The organism is Janibacter sp. HTCC2649 (assembly GCF_000152705.1).
In the GTDB taxonomy this organism is placed as follows: domain Bacteria; phylum Actinomycetota; class Actinomycetes; order Actinomycetales; family Dermatophilaceae; genus Knoellia.
On the sequence record NZ_CH672413.1, the window covers coordinates 84490 to 105886 of the forward strand.

At 68.3% G+C, this 21397-nt stretch carries 20 protein-coding genes and 2 riboswitches; of the genes, 14 read left to right on the top strand and 6 right to left on the bottom strand.

Translation table 11 applies throughout. From position 1 onward, the window contains the following. Positions 1–562 precede the first annotated feature (562 nt). From JNB_RS00465 to JNB_RS00475, 3 genes are read right to left on the bottom strand one after another with little or no spacing between them, the layout of a single operon-like run. Entirely contained in the window at positions 563–2146 is a 1584-nt protein-coding gene (locus JNB_RS00465; protein ID WP_009774409.1) for a hypothetical protein, read from the bottom strand. A gap of 18 nt (positions 2147–2164) precedes the next feature. Then, entirely contained in the window at positions 2165–2461 is a 297-nt protein-coding gene (locus JNB_RS00470; protein ID WP_009774410.1) for a hypothetical protein, read from the bottom strand. A gap of 56 nt (positions 2462–2517) precedes the next feature. Then, the gene (locus tag JNB_RS00475) at positions 2518–2964 is read right to left on the bottom strand and encodes a nuclear transport factor 2 family protein (protein ID WP_009774411.1); all 447 of its coding nucleotides are present in this window, start codon (positions 2962–2964) and stop codon (positions 2518–2520) included. 23 nt (positions 2965–2987) lie between these two features. Here JNB_RS00475 and JNB_RS00480 point away from each other — a divergent pair, with 23 nt between their 5' ends. Continuing rightward, the gene (locus JNB_RS00480; protein ID WP_009774412.1) at positions 2988–3797 is read left to right on the top strand and encodes a tryptophan-rich sensory protein; all 810 of its coding nucleotides are present in this window, start codon (positions 2988–2990) and stop codon (positions 3795–3797) included. On the opposite strand, the gene JNB_RS00485 is transcribed toward JNB_RS00480, so the two are convergent. Beyond that, a complete protein-coding gene (locus JNB_RS00485; protein ID WP_009774413.1) occupies positions 3748–4647 on the bottom strand; it encodes an alpha/beta fold hydrolase in 900 nt (299 codons plus the stop codon). The two genes, JNB_RS00480 and JNB_RS00485, sit on opposite strands and share 50 nt — an antisense overlap. Before the next feature lie 81 nt (positions 4648–4728). Here JNB_RS00485 and JNB_RS00490 point away from each other — a divergent pair, with 81 nt between their 5' ends. Then, positions 4729–5091, top strand: a complete 363-nt coding sequence (locus tag JNB_RS00490; RefSeq protein WP_009774414.1) for a hypothetical protein — start codon at positions 4729–4731, stop codon at positions 5089–5091. Further along, positions 5084–5503, top strand: coding sequence for a hypothetical protein (locus tag JNB_RS00495; RefSeq protein ID WP_009774415.1), 420 nt, complete (start codon positions 5084–5086; stop codon positions 5501–5503). The genes JNB_RS00490 and JNB_RS00495 overlap by 8 nt, the downstream gene beginning before the upstream one ends. Here JNB_RS00495 and mgrA read toward each other — a convergent pair. Then, a complete protein-coding gene (gene mgrA / locus JNB_RS00500) occupies positions 5492–6538 on the bottom strand; it encodes an L-glyceraldehyde 3-phosphate reductase (RefSeq protein ID WP_040883402.1) in 1047 nt (348 codons plus the stop codon). The two genes, JNB_RS00495 and mgrA, sit on opposite strands and share 12 nt — an antisense overlap. A gap of 87 nt (positions 6539–6625) precedes the next feature. Continuing rightward, positions 6626–6740, top strand: a riboswitch (SAM riboswitch). 16 nt (positions 6741–6756) lie between these two features. On the opposite strand from mgrA, the gene JNB_RS00505 reads away from it, so the two are divergent. The 6 genes from JNB_RS00505 to JNB_RS00530 all read left to right on the top strand — a co-directional run bounded on the left by JNB_RS00505 (position 6757) and on the right by JNB_RS00530 (position 15086). Continuing rightward, positions 6757–8094 carry a bifunctional o-acetylhomoserine/o-acetylserine sulfhydrylase gene (locus JNB_RS00505; RefSeq protein ID WP_009774417.1) on the top strand — a complete coding sequence of 446 codons (1338 nt, stop codon included), beginning with the start codon at positions 6757–6759 and terminating at the stop codon, positions 8092–8094. A 185-nt stretch (positions 8095–8279) separates the two neighbouring features. Continuing rightward, the gene (locus JNB_RS00510) at positions 8280–8567 is read left to right on the top strand and encodes a WXG100 family type VII secretion target (protein WP_148232259.1); all 288 of its coding nucleotides are present in this window, start codon (positions 8280–8282) and stop codon (positions 8565–8567) included. Beyond that, complete coding sequence (locus JNB_RS00515) at positions 8564–9772, top strand: hypothetical protein (RefSeq protein WP_009774419.1); 1209 nt, start codon at positions 8564–8566, stop codon at positions 9770–9772. The genes JNB_RS00510 and JNB_RS00515 overlap by 4 nt, the downstream gene beginning before the upstream one ends. A gap of 4 nt (positions 9773–9776) precedes the next feature. Further along, positions 9777–13652: an ATP-dependent RNA helicase HrpA gene (hrpA, locus tag JNB_RS00520; RefSeq protein ID WP_009774420.1), complete on the top strand. Its 3876-nt coding sequence runs from the start codon at positions 9777–9779 to the stop codon at positions 13650–13652. Next, positions 13649–14113: a DUF2867 domain-containing protein gene (locus tag JNB_RS00525; RefSeq protein WP_009774421.1), complete on the top strand. Its 465-nt coding sequence runs from the start codon at positions 13649–13651 to the stop codon at positions 14111–14113. Before hrpA ends, JNB_RS00525 begins: the two co-directional genes overlap by 4 nt. A 64-nt stretch (positions 14114–14177) precedes the next feature. Beyond that, positions 14178–15086 (top strand): PAC2 family protein, encoded by a 909-nt coding sequence (locus tag JNB_RS00530; protein ID WP_009774422.1) that lies wholly within the window; start codon positions 14178–14180, stop codon positions 15084–15086. A gap of 98 nt (positions 15087–15184) precedes the next feature. Here JNB_RS00530 and JNB_RS00535 read toward each other — a convergent pair whose 3' ends face one another. Next, the gene (locus tag JNB_RS00535; RefSeq protein ID WP_009774423.1) at positions 15185–16882 is read right to left on the bottom strand and encodes a DNA polymerase; all 1698 of its coding nucleotides are present in this window, start codon (positions 16880–16882) and stop codon (positions 15185–15187) included. Between the two features lie 132 nt (positions 16883–17014). Between JNB_RS00535 and JNB_RS00540 the strand changes: the two genes are divergently transcribed. From JNB_RS00540 to JNB_RS00560, 5 genes are all read left to right on the top strand, one after another. Next, a complete protein-coding gene (locus tag JNB_RS00540) occupies positions 17015–17764 on the top strand; it encodes an EcsC family protein (protein WP_009774424.1) in 750 nt (249 codons plus the stop codon). Between the two features lie 2 nt (positions 17765–17766). Then, on the top strand, positions 17767–18180 hold the full coding sequence (locus JNB_RS00545) for a YkvA family protein (protein WP_009774425.1): 414 nt from the start codon (positions 17767–17769) through the stop codon (positions 18178–18180). Between the two features lie 94 nt (positions 18181–18274). Next, entirely contained in the window at positions 18275–19501 is a 1227-nt protein-coding gene (locus tag JNB_RS00550) for a DUF4192 family protein (RefSeq protein WP_009774426.1), read from the top strand. A 91-nt stretch (positions 19502–19592) separates the two neighbouring features. Further along, positions 19593–19704: riboswitch (SAM riboswitch) on the top strand. Between the two features lie 13 nt (positions 19705–19717). Next, on the top strand, positions 19718–20857 hold the full coding sequence (locus tag JNB_RS00555) for a homoserine O-acetyltransferase (RefSeq protein WP_009774427.1): 1140 nt from the start codon (positions 19718–19720) through the stop codon (positions 20855–20857). Positions 20858–20990: 133 nt separating this feature from the next. After that, positions 20991–21365 (top strand): universal stress protein, encoded by a 375-nt coding sequence (locus tag JNB_RS00560; protein ID WP_009774428.1) that lies wholly within the window; start codon positions 20991–20993, stop codon positions 21363–21365. The last annotated feature ends 32 nt before the right edge of the window (positions 21366–21397 follow it).

Sequence of the window (21397 nt, forward strand, 5' to 3'; positions counted from 1 at the left end):
GTGGAAAGGAGGCAACTGCCCTCCAGCCCGATGGCTTGTCGTTCAGATGCTGGCCACGACGTGTCCAGGTGGTGAGCCACGTAGGCGGCAAGCCCGACCTGGGTAGGACGCCCCGCCGCGGCCTCGGGGAGCGGTGGGAATGCCTGGACCACGACATATCGACCGTCATCCACGGTGCTCCCACGAGTCAGTTCGGCTGTGATGGTCCCGGCGGACTCCTGGGTGTCCGGTTCGCACTCGACGCCGACCAGGTTCCAGCCTGAGGCGAGCGCGGCTCGGACTTCGGTGGCGACGGCCGAGCGAGTTGACGCGGCAGTGAGGTAGCCCCGGCGCGCGACGTCGCGACGCACATCTGAGCCTGCCTTCGGTTCAACCGTCTGCGTGTCTCCAGGTGCCAACCACGGGTCGCCCCAGACCTGTTGGGCGCGGGTGACGTCGGTGGCATTGGGGAACGTGCGGCCGTCCCTGGGGACGCATCCACTGAGGAGTCCAATCCCAAGACCCCCGAGCGCGATCGTCGTTGTCAGTCGGCGTGCGCTCATGAAGTCAGCCTGCCACGTCGTCATTCGGGGGGCAGGATGGCGACGAGTGGCTTGTCCCAACCCATCGATTCATGGAGCTGGCGCGAGTCGAAGTCCTCGCGGGTCGCGACCCCGGTGACGCCTGTCTCGGGGTCGTAGACACGGAGGTTGCCGTTCTCAGTACCTGTGACAAGGACGATGTGTGACCCGCTGCCCTCGTCGTTGTCGTCATACGTGTACACCGGGACGGCCTGCCCGGTGTCGGCCGCGCGCGCGATCCGGTCGTAGGTCTCACCGGCGTTGTCGGGGTCGACATAGCGAGTTTCGTAGCCGCCTCCCGTCCCTGAACCACCGTCGCCAGACATCTGCCGCGCGGCGGATCCGGGGCTCGTTCCGGCAGCCTCGGGCCACCACCCGTTGAAATTGCCGTCATGGGTGGTCAACCCGTTGGTCTGGTGATGCATCTCGATCGCGGCCTGTTGGAACCGGTTGTGCATCGCTGTGTACTTGTTGATGAATTCGTCGCTCCCGTCAAGTGGGTTGCGATCGATCTTGACGGCGCCGGGATCGCCCTCGTCCTGACCTGTCCGTGGGTCGTACCCCGTCATGATCTGCATGGCAAAGAGAGGGTCGTTGAGCATCTTTGCCAGAAGCAGACTCGACGAACCACACGTCGTCCCGTCGGGTTGGGTGAACACGCCCGGGTGCGCGGTGGGGTCGAGAGCCTTCCGCTCCTTGTCGCTCATCTGGCCGAGCCTCGTCGAGTAGTTGAGCAGTGCCGCGCCTGTGGCACCGGCCGCGATCGCGGCGAGCAGCCAGCCGCGAGCGGTTTCATCTGGTGCGTTCGCGAGAAGACGTTGGGCTTCCGCGCGTTCCTCGGGGGTCATCGCGTCCATGGCCCTGTTGGCCCGCTCGACCACGTTGCCGCGCAACGGTCCTGAGTCGTTCCCGTCACCACCACCGATGAAGAGGTTCACGCCGCTGACCGGACTCACTCCATCGGGGAGCTCGTGCGGGAGCTCGAGCTCATCGATGGCGTTGCGGATGTCCCGCGCCGCCGTGCTGATGGCCGAGTGGGCGTCCTGGTAGGCGCCGAGGAGTTCCTGGGCGCCATGGACGACGGCGCGCAGGATGCCGGCGATGTAGTCCTTGAGCTCCCACGGCCACAGGTCGCCCCACGAGATCGACGTGTGTTTGTTGAGCTCGTCCCAGGCGTCGCCGTGCCGCTTGCGGGCGTCGGTCATCTTGGTGCTCAGGGTCCCCAGCGCGCTGTCGATCTTCCCCGTGGCCGGCTCGACCGAGTCCATGCGGTCCACCAGGGCCGTGAGGGAGGAGCGGTACCCGGTGCCGGCGTCGCCCTCCCAGATGTCGATCGTCGTCTTGGTGTTCGTGCGTCCCACGTCGGTGCAGGCGCCGCTCCATGTCCGGCCGAGGCGACGCCATGCGGCAGCCGCGTCGTCGACGTCGGTCGGTGCCGGATCCGGTGCCTCCGTGGCGATCTCGACCATCGTGCCGATGAGGTCGACGATCGTCTGGGCCGCATCCCACGGGGGCCACAGGTCAATGTGCTGCAGGTCGGCGAGGACGCCCTGCAGCTTGTCGATGATGTCGGTGACGGTGCTCATCTCTTCTTCACACCCGGCTCATGGCTGCGGTGGCATGAGGGCGGCAAAGCTTCCTGCGGAGGCCTGGTCGGTCGTCGCGTAGGTCGTGAGGCACGAGTCGACGTTCGTCCTGAACGAGTCGATGACCCGGTTCGTCGTCGTCGTGACCCCACGCAGCCGACCCACGGCGTACGTCAGATCGTCAGCGAGGTCACCCATGGACGTCCCCTGCGCGTCCGTGAGGTCGGTGCTCGTGTTCCCCAGGTCGGTGCGCGCTTCCTTGGCCCCGAGATCCCACGCAGCGCGCACCTCTCCGGCCTTGATCCGGATCGTCATGCGTCCAACCTAGGGCGAGCCCAGACTTCGTGGAATGGGGAGAACTCCCCGTTCCGTCAGTCTTCGGCGGGCGGCTCGTCGTCCCAGGCAGCCGCGGCGATGAGCCACGTGCCGGCCGAGCGGACGAACTGGATGGACTTCCCGCCACGTCCCTCAAAGGGCTCGTCCCGCTGGACTCCCTGCTTTGCGTAGTGACCGAACCAGTGGGCGACGTCACCGAAGATCTCGACGTGACCTGAGGTCGGCCATTCGCTGAAGTCGCGCAGAGTGCCGTCGGAGAGGATCGCGCGCCGCGGCTCGATGAACTCCTCGACGCTGTATGCCGTCAGGGCCGGGCCTGCGGCCGACACGATGCGGGCGCCGGGCAGGAACATCGCCCGCAGCCGGTCCATCCGCCGGTCGAGGTCGGGGGACGTGGTGAAAGCGGCGAAGAACTCGGCGACCAGTGACTCGATCACCACGGCATCCTCGGCTGCGTCGGTGGGTTCGGGTGCATTGCTCACGGACGCAGCATAAGTTCGTGTCCATGTTGTCCACGGATCGCACGCGCCAGATCGGCGTCACCCTCGCCGAGATCTTCTGCATCTTGGGCACGCTCGTCGGGGTCGGGGTGATTGGCACGCGGGTCGAGGAGTCTGCCGGTGGCTCCCTCGCGGCCGACGCGACCTTGCTCGCCCCCGCAGGTCCGGCCTTCTCCATCTGGTCGGTCATCTACGTCGGCCTGGCCGCCTACACGGTGTGGCAGTGGCTCCCCCGGGGCGGCAGCAGTGAGCTGGCCCAGCGCACCGGGTGGTGGGTTGCGGCATCGATGGTGCTCAATGCGATGTGGTTGCTCGTGACCCAGCAGGGCTGGGTGTGGTTCAGCGTCGTCGTCATCCTCCTGCTGTTGCTCGTCCTCATGCGGCTGGCTCTGGAACTGGCGGCCATGGGTGACGATGCGGGCGACGTGGTGGGTACGTGGATCGTCCGAGGAACTGTGGGGCTCTACCTCGGCTGGGTCGCCGTGGCCACATTCGCCAACATCGCTGCGGCTGTGGCCGGTAGCGGCTTCGACTTCACCCGGGGCGGGGCAGCGGTGGGCGCCGCCGTGATGGCGCTCGTCGTCGTGACGGCGCTGGCCGTGGGGTTGATGCGCGCCGAGCCGACCCGGTGGGGAGTCGCGGCGGCGACCGTGTGGGGGCTGTCGTGGCTGGCAGTCGGGCGGTTCACCGACGAGCCGCGTTCGAGCGTCGTCGGGGCGACGGCCCTTGTTGCCGCAGTCGTGATCGCTGCGGCAGCCGTCTCCCTCACCCTGCGTGCGAAGAGCGAGCTGCGTTCTGCGCGATCGCGTCAGTGATCTCGACACGACGTCCACGGGGGAGGTCATGCCCCATCTCGGGGAACATCAGCAGCCTCGATCCGGGGATGGCGCGGGCCGTGGCCACCCCGCCGCTGGGCAGGACCAAGAGGTCCTTGAGCCCGTGGATCACGAGGGTGGGCACCGTGATCCGGTGCAGTCGTGAGGTGCGGTCCGCGGAGGCGTTGATGGCGTTGAGCTGACGATCGCGACTCGTGGCCGTGACGGCACCGCGCGCGACGTGTGCCTCGGCCATGACCCGCATCTCGGCATCGTCGAAGTCGCTGCCCGCGATGACCCTGAACGCATCGACACTGCGCTCCAATGCCTCGTCGCGGGTCGTGGGCGGAACCGCGCGGATCTGGCGGACGAGGGCGGGCAGCAGGCGTGCCGAGGTGCGGCCGAAGCGACGGTGCCCCGTGTTCGACATGATCGAGCACAGAGAGAGCACCCGGTCGGGGTGGTTGAGAGCGAGCTCCTGAGCAATCATCCCGCCCATCGATGCACCCACGACGTGGGCCGAGTCGATGCCAAGGTGGGTCAGGAGACCGGCGGCGTCGCCCGCGAGGTCGACGAGCGTGTAGTCCGCCTTGGCGAACCGGCGCGCCGCCAGGCCCTTGGCGACATCGCCACGCCTGGGTGGCGGGCCGTCCGTGAACGACGACAGCCCCTGATCGCGGTTGTCATAGCGGATGACCCGGAAGCCGTGAGCCACGAGCAGCTCGACGAAGTCCGGCGGCCACGCGACGAGCTGCGCCCCCATTCCCATGATGAGCAGGATGGGTTCGCCGTCGTCAGGGCCGTCGATGACGTACTCGATGCGCTGGTCACCGATCTCTGCAGATGTCATGTCCGCATCCAACCAAAGGTTGCTGACCGTGACTCGGGGAGGTGACGGGAGACCACATCCTTGCGACGTAGGCTGTCCGCCGTGCTCCTCCCGCTCACCCAAGTGCTCGTCGCGGCAGCCTTCCTGCTCACCGTGGTCGCTGCCGGCTATGCCCTGTTCGACCGGCTCATCGGCAACGTCGTCCTCGGTCTGGCCGCCATCGTCGAGGTCGGCGTCCTCGTCCAGCTCGTCCGTGGCCTCTTCGGCATCGCGTCGCTGGAGGGCACGGAGCCGAAGGCGACGTTCACGGCATACCTCGTCACGTTGCCTTTTGTCCTTGCCATCACCGTGTGGAGCGCCATCAAGGACAAGACGCGGTGGGCCATGGCCTCGATCGCCGTCGGTGCCTTCGCCGTCGCGGTGATGAGCCTTCGTCTGCAGCAGATCTGGGGTCTTCATGCCTGACACGCCCTCCGCAACCGAGACGCATTCAGCCCGCGGCCCCGGGCGCATCCTCGTCGCCGTCTATGGCGTCCTGGCGCTGGCCGCGACCGGTCGCTCGATCCTCCAGATCGTCGAGTACTTCGACCGGGCGCGGCTGGCCTACGTGCTGTCGGCGCTCGCGGCCGTCATCTACATCGTGGCGACCATCGGGATGGCTCGCGGCGATCGTCGAAGCACCCGCATCGCCCTTCTCGCGTGCACCGTCGAGCTCGTCGGTGTCCTTGTCGTCGGAGCCTTGTCGTATGCCGTGCCGAGCGCCTTCCCGGACAAGACGGTCTGGTCGCACTTTGGTTCCGGCTACGGCTACGTGCCGCTGTTCCTGCCGATGCTCGGCATCTGGTGGCTCAATCGCGTTCGAACATCAGCCGCGTGAGGACTTCGCCCAGAGGTTGATGCCCGCGTCGACCGCGTGCTTGTCGATGGCCTTGAGCTCGGCATCACTGAACGTGATGTTCTTGACCGCGAGCAGGTTGTCGTCGAGCTGTTCGACACTCGAGGCGCCGACGAGGACCGACGTCACACGGGAGTCCTTGAGCAGCCAGGCCAAGGCCATCTGCGCGAGGGTCTGACCGCGCTTCTTGGCCATCGCGTTGAGGGCGCGCACGTGCTTGAGCGAGTCCTCGGTGAGGAGCTCCGGGCTGAGGCTCTTGCCTTGCGACGCACGAGATCCCTCGGGGATTCCCTTGAGGTACTTGCTCGTCAGCATGCCCTGGGCCAGGGGTGAGAACGCGATGCAGCCGACGCCGGTCTCACCGAGGACGTCGAGCAGGTCCTCCTCGACCCAGCGGTTGAGCATCGAGTACGCAGGCTGGTGGATGAGCAGGGGAGTGCCGAGCTCACGCAGGATCTCGATGGCCTCACGGGTGCGAGGGCCGGAGTAGGACGAGATGCCGATGTAGAGCGCCTTGCCCTGTCGCACAAGGGAATCGAGTGCGCCCATCGTCTCCTCGAGCGGAGTGGTCTCGTCAAAGCGGTGGCTGTAGAAGATGTCGACGTAGTCCAGGCCCATGCGCTGGAGTGACTGGTCCGCGCTGGCGAGGACGTATTTGCGGCCGCCGCCGCCCTGGCCATAGGGGCCCGGCCACATGTCGTAGCCAGCCTTGCTGCTGATGATGAGCTCGTCGCGGTAGGGCTTGAAGTCACGGGCGAAGTGCGAGCCGAAGTTGCGTTCGGCCGAACCGTAGGGCGGTCCGTAGTTGTTGGCCAGGTCGAAGTGGGTGATGCCCCTGTCGAACGCGCGGCGCAGGATCGCCTGCTGACGGTCGAGGGGCACGTCGTCACCGAAGTTGTGCCACAGGCCGAGAGAGATTGCAGGGAGGTCGAGACCGGACCGCCCGGCCCGGCGATACGGCATACCCGCGCGGTAGCGGCCAGGGGCCGCCTTGTACTCATCGACGTGGAAAGTCATGTGACTCATCATGCCTGCCTATGGCGGTCCACGATCAGAGACACCGCTCCCGCGGGCAGGGGCGGCGGCGTTAACGTTTCAACCACAGGTCATGAGTGCCAGCGACAAGCCCCGGCTCGCTGGCCGGCAACCCTCCAACCGCGGTGGGGTGCCCCGGGTGAAGACCAGGCGGAGCGTCGACCGGCGCCCGCAAGCACGGCATACAAGGAGCTTTTGCGATGGCTGACGACGCAACTTCTGGCACCCCGAACTGGTCGTTCGAGACCCGGCAGATCCACGCCGGACAGGTGCCCGACCCGACGACCGGCGCCCGCGCGCTACCGATCTACCAGACGACCTCCTACGTCTTCAAGGACACCGAGCAGGCGGCCAACCTGTTCGCGCTCAAGGAGTTCGGCAACATCTACACGCGCATCATGAACCCGACCCAGGACGTCGTGGAGCAACGCATCGCCTCGCTGGAAGGCGGCGTCGGCGCTTTGCTCGTGGCCTCGGGTCAGGCCGCGGAGACCATCGCGATCCTCAACATCGCCGAGGCCGGCGACCACATCGTCGCGTCCCCGTCGCTCTACGGCGGCACGTTCAACCTGCTCAAGCACACGCTGCCGAAGTTCGGCATCGAGGTGACGTTCGTCGAGGACTCGACCGATCCCGAGTCGTGGCGAGCAGCGGTGCGCCCCAACACGAAGCTCTTCTTCGGCGAGACGATCTCGAACCCCAAGATCGAGATCCTGGACATTGAAGCGGTAGCGGCGGTGGCACATGGTGTGGGTGTTCCGCTCGTCGTCGACAACACCGTCGCGACGCCGTATGTGTTGCGGCCGCTCGAGCACGGCGCGGACATCGTCGTGCACTCGGCGACGAAGTACCTCGGTGGGCACGGGACGACGATTGCCGGAGTCATCGTCGACGGCGGGACGTTCGACTTCGGCGCCGACCCGGAGAAGTTCCCGAACTTCAACACGCCCGAGGAGAGTTATCACGGGCTCGTGTTCGCGCGTGATCTCGGCGTCGGCTCGGCCCTGGGTGCCAACCTCGCCTACATCCTCAAGGCGCGGGTGCAGCTGCTGCGTGACCTCGGGCCGGCCGTCGCGCCCTTCAATGCGTTCCTCATCTCCCAGGGCATCGAGACCCTGAGCCTGCGGATCGACCGCCACCTCGAGAACACCAGGGCCGTGGCCGACTTCCTGCGGGGGCACGACCAGGTGGAGTCGGTGCGGTGGGCGTCGCTGCCCGGTGACGCCTTCTACGACCTGGCTCAGAAGTACACCCCCAAGGGGTCGGGTGCGGTGCTCGCGTTCGAGATTGCTGGTGGGGCGGAGGCCGGGCGGGCGTTCGTCGAGGCGCTGCGGCTCCATTCGCACGTGGCGAACCTCGGCGATGTGCGCTCGCTCGTCATCCACCCGGCGTCGACGACGCACTCGCAGGGGCCGGACGAGGATCGTCTCGCTGCGGGCGTGACGCCCGGGCTGGTGCGGCTCGCGGTCGGCATCGAGCACATCGACGACATCCTCGCCGACCTCGAGCTCGGCTTCGTCGCAGCCAAGGGCGCCTGACCCAACCCCCAGATCACCTCACCTTTTCCGCCTCATCACGGAACGTGGCCCTTCCCCCCGGATCCTTTCCGGGGGGAAGGGTGGGTTTCCGTGATGAGGCGCAAATGGTGCCCACCGTGGGCGAGCGAAGGCTCACTGTGGATAACTCTGCGGTGAGTTTCGCGGTTCGATCTAGCGTCTGAGCCATGACACGGATGCAGATCGGTGCCGAGGTGATCGCAGCCCTCGGTGTGTCCTTGGGGGACGTCGCGAGCGATCTTGAGTCGACCAAGGACGGGGAGGTCGATCGGTGGGCCATGGGCGGGGGCCAATCCTCAGAGGCGTTCGATGAGCTCCTCTACGGGTGGCGTCGCAACCGGTTGCTCCTGGCCAAAGTCCTGCGTGACCTCAGTGACAAAGCCCAGAACGCGGGCCAGGGGTATGTCGAAACCGAAGTCGAAGCTCGGCGCATGTTCGGTGGTGAAACGCGGTGATCGGCCAAACCCTCGCGCCCATCGAAGGCAATGCGGAGGCGGTGCGCGCGCTCTCCCGCACCTTGCGAGCGGCAGCAGTCAAACTCACCTCGATGAACGCTGTCCTCGTCGGCATCAAGGCTGGCGCCTCGTGGGACAGCCCTGCCGGAGACCTGTTCGAGGCAGCGGTGCGGCAGTCACCACCGATCCTGGATGCACTGATTGACCGGTATGCGGGCACTGCTTCCGCGCTCATGACGTTCTCGGACGAGCTCGAGCCCGCGCAGGCACGTGCCAACGCGGCCGCCTCACGCCACGAGGCGTCCACACGTGAGTACTTCCGCCTTGAGGACCTCCTCGCCTCGGTGATGGGTACGCCGGACCAAGTGAACGTTGAAGACCGTCAGAGGCACGCCCTCCAAGCGATGCAGTCGGCCGAGGACGACCATGCGGCCGCTTGGAGATCCTTCACCGCAGCTGACCGGGGCCTGGCTCGGCAGCTGCGCCATCTGGCGCACGACCTTCTCGATGACAGCGCCTTCTACAGCGTGCTGGCGAAGATGGATGAGTTTTCTGAGGAGATGTCCTACATCCCTCCCGCGACGCGCAGGTTCCCCATCCTGAACGCCTTGGGTACGGCCGGGGACATCGCCGGCGGCGTCAGCGGGGTAGGCCTTCGCCTGTTCTATGGGGAAGGGAGCTGGAAGCAAGTGGGTGTCAACGTCGCCGCGAGCGGCACGCTGATGGGCGCCAAGGGCCTGAAGTCCGGTGCACTCGCAGGCTCCCGTTCGATGTCGCGTCTTGCCGATGGCAAGCGCGCCTACGCCGGTGAGCAGCTCTCGACCAAGGAGCGGCTTTTCATAGGGACCCGAGAAGAACTGCACAAGAAGTACCCAAAGCTGGGCACGGCCGTGGAAGGACGTTTCCCGGAGAGCCGGATGGTCATTCCCCTCCCGAAGATTCCGTCGATGCTCCCGACCAAGGGCATGCCTTTGGGGGAGAAGGCGAAGATCTGGCGTAGTCAGGCCAAGGCCGTGACCCAGAGGCAGGTCGACAAGGTCTTCCTCGACGACCTTCGTGCAGCATCGGCGGGAGGGCCGAACGCACAGAGGATGTTCGTCGCTGGTTCGACGTTGGAGCGTGCCGTGCCGAAGCTCAAGGAAGGGGCCGCCAACGCCCTGGGCGAAAAGCCGGAGGAGAAGGTGTCGGCGCCGACCTATCCTTGAGCGCGTGCCGCAGCCAGAGCAAAACACGGGGAGCAGCGTCGTCGACTCCGCCCCCACGCAGGGCGGACCCATCGACCCCGCGCAGCTGAGGTACCCCGAACAGCTCCCTGTCGTCGAACGCCGTGACGACATCCTCGCCGCCCTGCGCGACCACCAGGTCGTCGTCATCGCGGGAGAGACCGGCTCTGGCAAGACCACCCAGCTCCCCAAGATGTGCCTCGAGCTCGGCCTCGGCAGCAGCGGCCAGATCGGGCACACGCAGCCCCGCCGCATCGCCGCCCGCTCCGTCGCCGAACGCATCGCCGAGGAGATGGAGGTCGAGCTCGGCGACCTCGTCGGCTACCAGGTCCGCTTCACCGACCACAGCAGCGACCGGACCCGGCTCAAGGTCATGACCGACGGCATCCTCCTCGCGGAGATGCAGCGCGACCGGGACCTGCGCCGCTACGACACGATCATCATCGACGAGGCCCACGAGCGGTCGCTCAACATCGACTTCATCCTCGGCTACCTCAAGTCGCTGCTCCCGCGCCGACCCGACCTCAAGGTCGTCATCACCTCGGCCACCATCGACCCGGCCCGCTTCGCCGAGCACTTCTCCACCGATGCCCGCGGGGACGTCGTGCGCGAGGTTCCGATCATCGAGGTCTCCGGGCGCACCTTCCCCGTCGAGGTCCGCTACCGACCTCTCGTGGAACGCACCGACGCTGGCGCGATCATCGAGGAACGCGACCAGGTCACTGCGGTCTGCGACGCCGTCACGGAGCTCTGGACCGAGACCCCGCCCGGCCACAGCGCGACCGACATCCTCGTGTTCTTCTCGGGTGAGCGAGAGATTCGCGATGCCGCCGACGCACTCAACGGCCTCAACCTGCCGAGCACCGAGGTCCTCCCGCTCTACGCCCGCCTGTCCGCCAACGAGCAACACCGCGTCTTCACTCGGGGCAAGGGCCGCCGCATCATCCTCGCCACCAACGTCGCGGAGACCTCGCTGACGGTCCCGGGCATCGGCTACGTCATCGACACCGGCACCGCCCGCATCTCCCGCTACTCCCAGCGCACCAAGGTCCAGCGCCTGCCCATCGAGCCGATCTCGCAGGCCAGCGCCTCGCAGAGGTCCGGGCGATGTGGCCGGGTCGCGGATGGCATTGCGGTCAGGCTCTATTCGGAGGAGGACTTCGAGTCACGCGCAGAGTTCACCGAGCCCGAGATCCTGCGCACCTCACTGGCTGCCGTCATCCTGCAGATGACCGCCCTGGGCCTCGGTGACATCGCCCGCTTCCCGTTCGTCGACGCCCCCGACCCGAAGCAGATCGTCGATGGGGTCCGTCTCCTCGACGAGCTCAACGCCCTCCAGGACGGCAAGGGGAGGCGCGGCGAAAGGCGACTCACGGCATACGGGAAGACTCTCGCAAGGCTGCCGCTCGATCCGCGCATGGGCCGCATGATCATCGAGGCCAACCGCCTCGGCTGCACCCGCGAGGTCCTTGTCATCGTCGCGGCGCTCACCATCCAGGACCCCCGCGAGCGCCCGGTCGACAAGGAGGCGCAGGCACAGCAGCAGCACGCGCGCTTCAAGAGCGAGACCTCCGACTTCGCCGGCTTCCACTCACTGTGGCGCTACCTCAAGGAACAGCAGAAGGCCCTGTCCGGCAGCGCATTTCGCCGCATGTGCAAGGCGGAGTTCCTGCACTATCTGCGCATCCGCGAGTGGCAGGACCTGCACCAGCAGCTCCGCAGTGCCTGCAAGGCAGCCCGGATCGACCCCGACCAGAGCACGACCACACCCGACGGCGAACCCGACTGGGACGTCGTCCACAGGGCACTGCTCGCTGGTCTCCTGTCCCACATCGGCGTCCGCGACGAGCAAAAACGTGAGTATGCCGGCGCGCGGGGTTCGCGTTTCGGCATCAATCCCGGTTCGGGCCTGTTCAAGAAGCAGCCCGACGTGGTCATGGCCGCGGAGCTCGTCGAGACGACGCGCCTGTGGGCCCGGGTGAACGCCGCGATCGACCCCGAGTGGGCGGAGGAGGTCGGCGCGCACGTCATCAAGCGCACCTTCAGTGAGCCGCGCTGGTCCAAGTCCAAGGGCAGCGTCATCGCCTCCGAGCGTGTGACCCTCTACGGCGTGCCCCTCATCGTCGACCGGACGGTGCTCTACGGCCGGATCAACCCGGAGGAAGCGCGCGACCTCTTCATCCGCAACGCTCTCGTCGAAGGCGACTGGGACACGCACCACAAGTTCTGGAAGGCCAATACCGAACTCCTGCAGCGCCTTTCGGAGCTGGAGGAGCGCGCCCGCCGTCGTGATCTCATCGTCGATGACGAGGTGGTGTTCGCGTTCTACGACGCGCGCGTCCCCCCGGAGGTCACCTCTGTGCGGCACTTCGATCGCTGGTGGAAGGGCGAGCAGCGCAGCCGTCCCGACCTGCTGACCTTCACCGAGGAGCTCCTCACCCGCGAGGACGTCGACACCGTGTCGGCGAACGACTACCCGCGCACGTGGCGGCAGGGCGAGCTCGACCTCGACGTGACCTATCAGTTCTCGCCGGGCGCGGACGCTGACGGAGTGACCGTCCACGTCCCGACGGCGATCCTCAACCAGGTGGTGCCGACAGGCTTCGACTGGCAGGTGCCGGGCCTGCGCGAGGACCTGGCCGTTGCCCTCCTCAAGTCGCTGCCCAAGGCGACGCGTCGTCACTTCGTCCCCACACCCGACCACGCCCGCGCGGCCCTGGCAGGCGCCGATCCGTCGTCCGGTGAGGCCTTCACCGACGAGCTGGCCCGGGTGCTGCGCAGCCGCGTTGGCGTCACCATCCCCACAGCCGAGTGGGATTGGGAGCGGGTGGCGGACCATCTGCGCATCACCTTCTCGGTCGAGGGCCCGGGCGGCCGGGTCATCGCCCGCGGCAAGGACCTCGACGAGCTGCGCCCCAAGTCACAGGGCGCTGTCCGGCAGGGCATGGCCAAGGCGGGCGCGTCCATCGAACGCAGCGGCCTCACCGAGTGGAGCGTCGAGGAGGTGCCGAGCACGTTCGAAGGGCGATCCGGCGGCCACACCATCCAGGGCCACCCCGCCCTCGTCGATGAAGGCTCCAGCGTGTCGCTCCGGGTCCTCGATCACGCAGGTTCGGCGCTGGCAGCCCATCGCGCCGGTGTGCGACGGCTTCTGCTCCTCAACACCACGGCTCCGTGGAAGCGTGTCCTCGCCCGCCTCAGCAACGCCCAGAAGCTCGCTCTCGGCCAGAACCCGCACGGCTCGGTGCCCGCCCTCCTCGAGGACTGCCTCGCAGCGGCGGTCGACTCGATCGTCGCGGAACTGGGAGACGGGCAGGGCCACGGGGGAGTGGTGCGCACCAAGGCCGAGTTCGAGACCGCTCACGCGGCAGTGCGAGCCCATGTCGTCACCCGGGTGCTCCTGGTCATCGAGGCAGTCGAGCCGGTCCTGGCTCTCGCGACGGACGTCCGGCGACGGCTCGACTCCCTCGGGGCGAGCGCCGTCCGGAACAGCCTCGCCGTCACCCTTGCCGACGTCCGGGCACAGCTCGACGGCCTGATCCGGCCCGGCTTCGTCGCCGACAGTGGACTCGATCGGCTGCCGCACCTCCAGCGCTACCTGCGCGCGATGCTCCAACGCCTCGAGAAGGCCGCGACCAACCCTCGCGAAGCGCAACTGCAGACACAGATCGACGCGATCGAGACGGCATACGCCGACTTGTTGGACGCCCTCCCGCCAACGGGACGGCGGGCACCCGCGGTGACCGACATCGCCTGGATGATCGAGGAGCTGCGCGTCAGCCTCTTCGCGCAGGCGCTCGGCACCGCCCACCCGGTGAGCGAGAAGCGCGTCCGGGCCGCCATCGCGGCGGTGTCACCGTGAGCGGCAGACCGGGGTTCGCGAGTCGCGCCCTCGACGGGGTGCCCGAGCCCGATTTCGCCGACGTCCAGCTCGTGCCCCTGCGTGGCGCGACCGGGATCGCTCCCGACGACTGGGTCCGGGCCATCTTCGACCGGCGCAGCCTCCCGATCGCGGTCAAGGCGCTCTTCGGTCTGCGGGCTGTCCTCGTCCCGTTCATCGGGCTCAATCAAGCGCGCGAACGAGCCTCGAATCCCTTCGAGGTCGAGGACGTCGCCGACGGGGAGGCCCTGGTCACCCATGACGAGCCGCACCTGCTCTTCCGGCTGGGCGTCGCTGTCGACGATGAGGCCGGGCTGCTTCGGGCCACCACCGTGGTCGTCCACCACAACTGGCGCGGACGGCTCTACTTCGTCCCTGTGGGCGTGTTGCACGGGCCGGTGCTGCGGTCGATGATGCTCCGAGCGGTGGAACGAGCCCGTTGAGGGAATCTCAGCGGGGCTCGACACGTTCCAACCAACACGTGACCCCCCTGAGAGGTAAGTCCCCGTGCAGAACCCGTCTGATCTCTACCGTTTCGAATTTGATGGACCCGCGCCCACCCGCGAACCGGGCGCACTCATCGTGCTGCTCGGCGCCTTCATCGACGCCGGCAACATCCAGCGCATCCTCGGAACCCACCTCGTCGACACGAGTGAGGCCGAGGTCGTCGCGACCTTCGACGTGGACGCCCTCCTCGACTACCGCGGCCGTCGTCCGGCGATGGTCTTCGACACCAACCGGTGGGAGAGCTATGCCGACCCGTCGATGGTGCTCTACCGCATGAGCGACCGGGACGGGCAGACCTACTACCTCCTCACGGGTCCCGAGCCGGACTTCCAGTGGGAGCGCACGATCGAGGCGATCCGTCAGCTCATCCAGCTGCTCGGCATCTCTCTCGTCGTCACCAGCCACGGCATCCCCATGGGCGTTCCGCACACGCGTCCCGTCGGCATGACCGCTCACGCCACCGACCCGCGCCTTGTCGGTGGCAAGGAGTCACCGTTCGGCCAGATCCAGGTTCCTGCGTCGTTCCCGGCGCTCCTCGAGCTGCGCCTCGGCGAGGCCGGGCGCGACGCCCTGGGCTTCGCGATCCATGTCCCGCAGTACCTCGCGCAGGCCGAGTGGGCCGAGGGTGCACTCGCTGCGCTCAATGCCATCACCGATGCGACCGGGCTCAACCTGCCCAACGACGACCTCATCGCCAAGGCTGGCATCAACAACCGCGAGATCGCCTCCGAGCTCAACGACAACGCCGACGCCGGACAGATCGTCAGCGCGTTGGAGCAGCAGTACGACGCGTTCGTCGAGGGTCAGGAGCGGCCGAGCCTGCTCGCCACCGAGGCCGAGGACCTCCCGTCGGCCGACGAGCTCGGCGCGGACATCGAGGAGTTCCTCCGCAACGTCAGCGACGACTGACTGCCCCACGCCGACCTCGTGCCCGACACGGACGGCGAGCTCCAGCGAGTTTGTCCGTATCGGGCACGAAGTCGCGAACGGCGTAGGGGCGGGGCGGGTCAGTCCTTGGCGTCGGACCAGCGCGCGATGATTGACGTGTCCGCGACGAACCGCACCGGCGCACCAGCCGCCCAACGTCGCGACGCATCGGCCAGCGACTGGTCCACCAGCGCCGCCACCTCGGCAGCCCGTGACTCCGGCGCGTGCACGAGGAGCTCGTCGTGCAGGCACAGCACGATCTGCGCGCCCATCGGCGTCCCCAGCGCCCGCACGGTCGCCGCCCACGCCTTGAAGAGCTCGGCCGCTGCCCCCTGAATGATCGCGTTGCGTGCGAACCGCCCGCGCGCCGCATCGAGCGCCGGGTTCGTCCCCACCGGGGACTGGGCCAGGAACCGTCCCGTCGGGATGAGGCGCCCGCCAAAGGTCCGCAGCGGTTCACCGCGCACCCCCGTGTCGTAGGCCCGGTCGAGCAGTCCCATCGCCACGGGATACGCCCGCTCCAGCCCCTTGAGCGCCTCACCGGCCGCCCCAGAGCGTTGCCCATACATCGCCGCCAACACCGCGATCTTGGCGACCGGCCGATCCACGCCGAGGCGCGATGCCACCGGCGCGTAGAGGTCATCGGCCCGCGTCGCCTCGGCGAACGCCGGGTCGCCCGACACCACCGCCAGCACGCGCGGCTCGATCTGTCCGAGGTCGGCGCGGACGAAGACATGGCCCGGATGCGCAGCCACACCGGAGCGCAGCGCCGCCGGCAGGTTGTGCAGGCCGTTCTCGGCCGTCATCCGACCCGCCGCCCCGTCGCATGCCGTCCACCCGCCACGCAGTCGATCGTCCGGACCGACGCACTGGTCGAGCCACCGGTAGCCATATGTCGTGGCAATGCGCTCGGCCTTGCGCCAGGCCAACAACGCGTCGACGACGGGGTGCACGTGGCGATAGGCGTCCAGCACCCACTTGCGCGTGTTGGGCACGTCGACCCCGACCCCGGCGAGCATGTCGCGCACCTGCAGCGGGTTGCGCAGGTCGGTCGACTCGCGCCCGGGCACGTGCCGCAGCACCTCGGCGTCGCGCTCGCGCCGGGCCACCGCTGCGGCCTCCTCCGATGCCGCCCGCGGTCCCGCGAACTCCCCGATGAGCCGTTCCATCACGGCTCGGTCGACGGGCAGCCCACCCTCCTCGAGCTCAAGGCACATGAGCGCCGCCGCCGACTCGGAGTGAATGGTGCCCACGATGCGAGCACCCAAGGATTCGGCTCGATCCCGTTGTCGCACAGCGCATTCGAGTGCAGCCTCGGCCCAGCGCAGCAACCGCTCGTCGGTCTCGAGCCAGCCAGAGGCCGCGTCGGCACGCAGGTGCCCGTCACCCCGGACGAGCTCCTCGGGACCGATGCCGTCGGAGCCGGTGAAGTCGAAGAGGTCACCTCCCGACGGGGTCGGCATGGTCGCCACGGGTATGCCGTGTGCTCCCGCCCAGACGCGGCCGGGCTCGGCCTTCCATCCGCCGTGCACGATGCGATGGGCCTCGGCGAGGTCCCAGACCCGAGCGAGAGGGGAGCCGGCAGCGGCAACCAGCTCACCGGCATACGCAGCAGACCACCAGACCCATCGCGGTCGGGACGTCGACTCGGAGGTGACCATCGCGGAAGCAACCTCGCCGACCGATCCGACGACGCGAAGGCCCGCCCCCACGAGCGCGGCACGCCCCCGGTGGACGACGACGGCGACGAGGTCGACGCCTGTCGCTGGGGTTGCCATGGGCGGCAGCCTAGGTGAGGTCGGTGACACCCCGTGACGACCGGCATACCCGCTCTGACGTGGCAGGATCGATCGAGACACACACTTCGCTACGGCGGCCCGGTCGGACCGGGCGCGCCACAGGAGGCCACGATGGGACTCTTCGGATTCGGCAAGGACGACGCCAAGGACGCCAAGGACCAGGTCGCACAGACCAAGTCGGCGCTCGAGCAGGCGCAGGAAGCCCCCAAGGACCAGGGATTCGTCGGCAACCACGCCGCCAAGCTCGTCGAGAACCTCCTCGACACGGGGATTGACGGCAAGGGGCCGTTCGACTCAGCCGCCAAGGTCGCCGCCGCCGCGCTCAAGAAGCACAACGGCAACGTCGACGAGGCCGTTGGCAGCGTCGTCAAGAGCCACCTGAAGCTCGCTGCAGCAGGCGGCTTCGTCACCAGCATCGGCGGGTTCATCACCCTGCCGATCTCGCTGCCCGCCAACGTCCTCGGCTTCTACCTGCTGGCCACGCGCATGACCGGCGCCGTCGCCTCACTGCGCGGCCACGACATCAGCCAGCCGCAGATCCGCACGGCCGTGCTCCTCACCCTCGTGGGCGCGGACGCAGACGACCTGCTCAAGAAGGCGGGCATGGTCGCGCCGACGGGGCGCCTCACCAACCTCGCGGCCCAGCGCCTGCCCGGCCCGGCCCTCATGGTGGTCAACAAGGCGATCGGCTTCCGGCTCCTGTCGACCGCGGGCAAGAAGACGTTCAGCCGCTTCGGTCGCAACGTGCCGCTCGTCGGTGGCGTCGTCGGGGCCGGACTGGACGGCTGGCTGCTCAACCGCATCGCTGACAATGCCCGCCGCGAGTTCCCGCCGGCGACGGCGCAGATCACGGGAGCCTGATCATGGCCATGGCGTCCAAGGTGTCCACGTTCAAGAGCCTCGCGACGGCGGTGCGCATCGCGACCCGTCCCGGTGGGCCGTCCATGGTCGAACGCGCCCAGGCGGTGCCGCGTCTGGTCAAGGCCGTGCGGTCGGGTGAGTACAAGGGGACGTCCGTCGGGCGACTCCTCATGATCCTGGGAGCGGCCGGCTACCTCGTCTCGCCGGTCGACCTGCTGCCCGAGGGCATCCTCGGCGCGCTCGGTCTGGCCGACGACGCGATGGTCGGCTCGTGGCTGGCGGCGCAGCTCGTCACGGAGACCGAGGAGTTCCTCGCGTGGGAGCGCTCCACGGGTCGCGGTTCGGGTCACGGCGCGTCGGTGCCGGGAGAAGTGGTGGACGACGGACGTGGCGATTCTTCGTCACCTCGTGCGTGAGCGCTGTCCACAGGCCCATGGCGTATGCCGTGTTGTCCACAATCGCGTGAACTGGGGCTTCCGCGGGCGGTGAGGTTCTTCCGACGCTGAGGTCATGACCTCACTGAAGATCTCCACCACCGAAGAGCTGCTCGCCGTCCTGCCGTACCAGCTCGGCTATCAGCTCGCCGACTGCGTCGCCATCATGATGGTGACCGACAACGTCATCGGCCCCATCGCGCGCACCGACCTCACCGACGAACGCGACGTGAAGGATGCGGCGGCCACCGTCCTCGAGAGCCTGCTTCGCGTCGAGCCGCAACTGGCCATGCTCGTGGGCTTCGAGTCGGTGCCGGGGGAGTCACGCTCGTTGATGAGTGCGCTCCACGCCGGGCTCCTCCGCGCCGGCGTCGGCATCATCGACCACGTCACCGTCCGTGACGGCCGGTGGTGGGGCGCCTGCTGCCGACCGGAAGAGTCCCTCGACGGCCTGCGGCCAGAGCACGTCAGGGGCCATCCCATCGCCGACGCCGCGGCTGTGCCAGCGGTGGCCGAGTACATCGCGAAGGGGAGTGCGCCGCTGGCCGACCGCGCCGCCGCAGGTGCACTCGTGCAGGAGGACCCGGCGCTGAGCGGAGGCGTCGCCGACGAGCTGGCGACCCTGTGGGACGAGTTCTGCCGACAGATTGACCCGGACAACCTCCTTGACGCGGGCGACGGCGTCGATGAGTGGGAGGAGTCCGATGACGATGACGATGACGATGACGATGACCTGGACGAGGCGGAGTCGTACGCGCGGCTTGCCCTCCTGGGGAGGGTGATCGCGAGCATCAGCGACCAGTCACAGCAGGTGCAACGGGTGCCCGAGCTCTGGGCCCGGGTCCTGGCGCCGCCCGGTGAGCGGGGCGATGCCTTCGAGATGTCCGATGGGGAGCTGGCCCACCTGGTGCGCTCACTCGTCAACAAGTCCTGGCGCGACGCGCTGGTCGCGTGGCTGTCGCCCGTGATGTTCCCGCTCGACAAGGTCGACGACGAGTCGAACGCGCTGCTGCTGAGCCATGTGCCGACGGGACCCGCGACGACCCAGGAGGCATCACAGGTCGCCCTGCGCCGGTTGCTCGTGCTTGCCCGACGGGTTCCCGACGTGTGGTCGCACGAGGCGGCAGCGATCTGCACGATCGCCGCGTGCGTCGCCTGGGGCATCGGCAACGGCTCCACGGCGGGTGATGCGGTGACCCGTGCGCTGCGCGTCGACCCGGACTATCGCCTTGCGAGGTACCTCGGCCGGATGATCGACCACCAGATGCGCCCTCGCCACGCCTGGGCCGATGTCGCCGCCTGAGCGCGTGGCTGGAGGTCCCTCTCGGCTGTCGCACTCTCACGCTGCGGACAGGGTGCCGTGGAAGGGGTCACCGGTTCTAGACTCGTGCCCAGGTCATGAGTCCCAGCGACAAGCCCCGGCTTGCTGGGCGGCAACCCTCCTCGCGGTGGGGTGCCCCGGGTGAAGACACGGCCCTTCCGGTATCGGTGGGGCAAGCGCGATCCGAGGAGCACTCCGATGACCATCACCGACCTCCCGACAGCGTCGTTCTGGCGCCCGGGCGATCACCCGGGCGCGCGCCAGTTCGTCCAGGTCGGCCCCGTCGCGCTCGAGCGCGGTGAATCCCTGCCCGAGGTCACCGTGGCCTACGAGACGTGGGGGACGCTCAACGCCGCCCGCGACAACGCGGTGCTCGTCGAACACGCCCTCACCGGCGACGCCCACGTCGAGGGCCAGGCCGGTCCCGGCCACGCCACGCCCGGCTGGTGGGACGGACTGGTGGGCCCGGGACGCCCGCTCGACACCGACCGCTTCTTCGTCGTCGCGAGCAACGTCCTCGGCGGCTGCCAGGGGACGACGGGACCCTCGAGCGACGCTCCCGACGGCCACCCCTGGGGTGGGCGGTTCCCGGCCATCACCATCCGCGACCAGATCACGGTCGAGGTGCTCCTCGCCGACCGGCTCGGCATCGACCGCTGGGCGGGAGTCCTCGGCGGGTCCATGGGCGGGATGCGCGCCATCGAGTGGGCGACGTCCCACCCCGAGCGGGTCGCGACGTGCATCGTGCTCGCGTCCACGGCATACGCAACCGCCGACCAGATCGCCTGGTGCCAGCCGCAGCTGCTCGCCATCCGCAGTGACCCGCGGTTCCACGCAGGTGACTACTACGAACACGGGGTCGCGCCCCTCGACGGGCTGGGCATCGCCCGCCGGATCGCCCACGTCACCTACCGCCACGAGGGCGAGCTGTCCGAACGGTTCGGTCGTGATGCCCAACCGGGTGAGGAGCCACTCGGCCGGGGCGGACGGTTCGCGGTCGAGTCCTACCTCGACCACCACGCCGGCAAGCTCGGCGCTCGCTTCGATGCGAATTCCTACCTCGTCCTCAGTGAGGCCATGAACAGTCACGACGTCGGTCGCGACCGCGGTGGAGTCGCGGCGGCGCTCGCGGCCTTCACGGGTCGCCTCGTCGTGGCCGGCGTCGACACCGATCGCCTCTATCCGGCGCGTCTGTCCGACGAGATCGCGGCGCTTCGCCCGGGCACGACGTTGAAGCACATCACGTCGCGGTTCGGTCACGACGGTTTCCTCATCGAGATCGAGCGAGTCGGTCAGATCATCCGCGAGGCCCTCGACGATGGTGTGAGCAACGCCTGATCCGGGCGATCGCGAGGCCGCAGTCGTCTCAGCCTTCACGGCGCGCCGCCCGTGCCCCGTGTCAAGCGTCACAATCTCCGGTACGGTCCCAGCAAGAGCCCGAGTGGGCTGACCCGCTGTCAAGGAGGAACTCGTGGCCATCGTCGTGGGATACATCCCGACCAAGGAAGGCGCGGCCGCGCTGACGCGTGCCGGCGAGGAAGCACTCCTGCGCAAGACCGACCTCGTGGTGATCAACTCCAACCGCGACGGTTCAGGTGATGACTCCGAGGAGCTCGATCGTCTCGGCAGCGACCTCAAGAGCCAGGGCGTCACGGTCACGGTCCGACAGCTGATCCGAGGGAACGAGCCCGCGGAGGACCTCATCGCCGTCGCGGACGAAGTTGACGCCGAGCTCATCGTCATTGGTCTGCGCCGTCGCACGCCCGTGGGCAAGTTGATCCTGGGCTCCAACGCCCAGCGAATCCTGCTCGACGCCCCGTGTCCGGTGCTCGCCGTCAAGAGCTGATCCTTGCTTGCAGGAATCGCCGCGGCTCCCCC

Bases quoted from the DNA above. Each gene is read 5' to 3' on its own strand.
- mgrA (WP_040883402.1), bottom strand. From the start codon at position 6,538: ATGACTTTCCACGTCGATGAGTACAAGGCGGCCCCTGGCCGCTACCGC.
- JNB_RS00510 (WP_148232259.1), top strand. From the start codon at position 8,280: ATGACACGGATGCAGATCGGTGCCGAGGTGATCGCAGCCCTCGGTGTG.
- JNB_RS00465 (WP_009774409.1), bottom strand. From the start codon at position 2,146: ATGAGCACCGTCACCGACATCATCGACAAGCTGCAGGGCGTCCTCGCC.
- JNB_RS00535 (WP_009774423.1), bottom strand. From the start codon at position 16,882: ATGGCAACCCCAGCGACAGGCGTCGACCTCGTCGCCGTCGTCGTCCAC.
- JNB_RS00505 (WP_009774417.1), top strand. From the start codon at position 6,757: ATGGCTGACGACGCAACTTCTGGCACCCCGAACTGGTCGTTCGAGACC.
- JNB_RS00480 (WP_009774412.1), top strand. From the start codon at position 2,988: ATGTTGTCCACGGATCGCACGCGCCAGATCGGCGTCACCCTCGCCGAG.
- JNB_RS00555 (WP_009774427.1), top strand. From the start codon at position 19,718: ATGACCATCACCGACCTCCCGACAGCGTCGTTCTGGCGCCCGGGCGAT.
- JNB_RS00470 (WP_009774410.1), bottom strand. From the start codon at position 2,461: ATGACGATCCGGATCAAGGCCGGAGAGGTGCGCGCTGCGTGGGATCTC.
- JNB_RS00550 (WP_009774426.1), top strand. From the start codon at position 18,275: ATGACCTCACTGAAGATCTCCACCACCGAAGAGCTGCTCGCCGTCCTG.
- JNB_RS00540 (WP_009774424.1), top strand. From the start codon at position 17,015: ATGGGACTCTTCGGATTCGGCAAGGACGACGCCAAGGACGCCAAGGAC.
- JNB_RS00545 (WP_009774425.1), top strand. From the start codon at position 17,767: ATGGCCATGGCGTCCAAGGTGTCCACGTTCAAGAGCCTCGCGACGGCG.
- JNB_RS00485 (WP_009774413.1), bottom strand. From the start codon at position 4,647: ATGACATCTGCAGAGATCGGTGACCAGCGCATCGAGTACGTCATCGAC.
- JNB_RS00495 (WP_009774415.1), top strand. From the start codon at position 5,084: ATGCCTGACACGCCCTCCGCAACCGAGACGCATTCAGCCCGCGGCCCC.